This window comes from Methylophaga sp. UBA4204 (genome assembly GCF_002379485.1).
Classification (GTDB): Bacteria; Pseudomonadota; Gammaproteobacteria; order Nitrosococcales; family Methylophagaceae; genus Methylophaga.
On record NZ_DFTU01000015.1, the window covers coordinates 3,439 to 5,702 of the forward strand.

Annotated in this window: 2 protein-coding genes; both read left to right on the top strand. The window is 46.5% G+C overall.

Translation table 11 applies throughout. The annotated features are described in order from the left end of the window. On the top strand, positions 1–975 hold a 975-nt coding region (locus B3182_RS02135), incomplete at its 5' end, for a TonB-dependent receptor (RefSeq protein WP_292751358.1). 65 nt (positions 976–1,040) lie between these two features. Next, positions 1,041–2,177 carry a PepSY-associated TM helix domain-containing protein gene (locus B3182_RS02140; RefSeq protein WP_292358320.1) on the top strand — a complete coding sequence of 379 codons (1,137 nt, stop codon included), beginning with the start codon at positions 1,041–1,043 and terminating at the stop codon, positions 2,175–2,177. Positions 2,178–2,264 lie beyond the last annotated feature (87 nt).

Below are 2,264 nucleotides of genomic sequence, written 5' to 3' on the forward strand. Positions count from 1 at the left end.
ATGGGTGGATTGAGCGCCGAGTTTCAGGCCAATGAAAGCCGCCGTTATATTGTGGATGATTTTAGAAATCGTACCTCGCAGACACGGGATCAGAACTTTGACTTTGATATCTATGGCGGCTTTGTTCAGGCCATTTATAAACCGACTGAAAAGTTAAAACTGGTACCAGCTTATCGGGTGGATACCGTTCGCGGCAGCTTGAACGATGCTGGTGTGCATCGTGATATAAATGATTATGGCAATATCAGCCAGCCAAAATTCAGTGCGGTGTATTCGCTGACCGACCGCTATGCGGTTTATGGTAACTGGGGTAAAACGTTTCAAGTTGCTTCAGGTGCAGCCAGCTACCAGAAAAATGTTTTCTCCGAAGATTTGGATGCGTCTATTAACGAAGGCTGGGAGATCGGGCTAAAATTTACCCCAACTGATTGGCTAAATGGTCGTGTTGCACTCTGGGAACAGGTTGCCTCGGGAGAGTTCAAAACAAAGTTAGGTGATGCCAATAATGACAGTGAGAATATTGGTAAAACCGAACGTCGTGGGATCGATATTCAATTTAATGCACAAGCCACCGAAAAATTAGGGTTATGGTTTGCCGCTGCATTTCAGGATTCGGAAATACTTAAAGCTGGCTCAGATAAACCAGGTTCTAAAGGCAATGAAATTGATCATGTGCCGAACTATTTAATTGATGCCGGTATCGATTATCAGGCCAACCCCAAACTGAAACTGTCGAGCTGGGTCAGCGCACAAGATGAGTACTATCTGACTGTCGACAATGACACACGAAAATTTGGTCAGTATGTGTTGGTCAATGCTTCGGCCAGTTATGCGCTCACCAGCAAAGTAAAACTGGCAATGGAACTCAAAAATGTATTTGATCGCGATTATGAATACGTTTGGTTAAATACCGAAAGCATGCACTCCCCCGGCGATGGTCGTGCGGTGTATGGCTCGGTTCAGGTAGACTTTTAGGCCCACATGATTCGCTGTCGATATTTGGCAGCGAATCAATTACGTCATTCGGATAAAAGCCCACCATGAAAAACGCCCGCCGCATCTGGCTGAGCATTCATTTATATCTCGGTTTAAGTATCGGCGCCGTGCTGGTATTGCTGGGGTTGACTGGCAGTATTCTGGTGTTTTATCTGGACATCGATCAAATCCTCAATCCGCAAATGGAACCCACCAGCGTTCCTTACAAGATGCCAGCCCAACAGGATATTTTGGATGCCTTGCAACAAGCACATCCGACGCGCCAAAATTCCTGGCGAATCGAACAGCCGATGCATACAGACAGGCCAATTATGGCGCGTTATTACACCCCGATTGAATCAGTTGGTAAAAACTTCGCACCATTGATGCTGACAGTTGATCCGGTCACGTTGGAAGTTACCAGCTCCCGTTTATGGGGCGATTATGCAATGACTTGGATTTACGATTTGCATTACAGTCTGCTGCTGGAAAAACCTGGCAAAATCATTATCGGCATTATCGGGCTGATTTCTTTGATCTCGTTTATTTCAGGGATTTGGCTGTGGTGGCCGGGTTGGGCTGGCTTGAAACACGCATTAAAACCGCAGCTTCGCTCTGGCAAAGCTCGACTCAATTACGATCTACATGTGTTGTCGGGCAGCTATGGATTAGTGTTTTTGCTGATTTTAAGTCTGACCGGGGCAGCACTCGCTCTGCCTGATGAAACGGCCATATTGGTGAAGCCATTTTCACCGTTAACCATTGCACCGAAGATTGCATTAGACCATGGCGAAAGTGATGATCGAATTACGGCGGATCAGGCTGTTGAGATTGCCAAAAACCGGTTTCCTGACGCGGAATTACGTTGGATTGAAACGCCCGGATTAAATAACCAAAAAGCCTGGCGAATTGCGTTGTATCAAGAGGGAGAACCCAGTCGGCGCTTTCCCCGAACTCAGGTGTGGATTGATCCAATTAATGGGGAAATTTTAGGGATTCGTGATACTAAACAAGACACTGGTGGTGATGTATTCATGCACTGGTTACATCCATTGCATAACGGTGAAGTGTTTGGCATGACCGGCCGGATTCTGGTGTTTATTGCTGGCCTTTTACCGCTGATATTATTTGTGACCGGTTTGATCCGTTGGTCACAAAAGCGCCGGGCCCGGCGACTGTTGAACAGTCGCCATAAGGCTTAACGATTTAGTTAATCCGCATCAAAGGGTTTTTCTTTAAAGACTTTCTCACCGGTAATCATCGCTGAGGTCAGGCCATTACGTCTGCGT

What these genes read in the sequence shown, in the direction of transcription:
- B3182_RS02140 (WP_292358320.1), top strand. Translation starts at nt 1,041, where the DNA reads ATGAAAAACGCCCGCCGCATCTGGCTGAGCATTCATTTATATCTCGGT.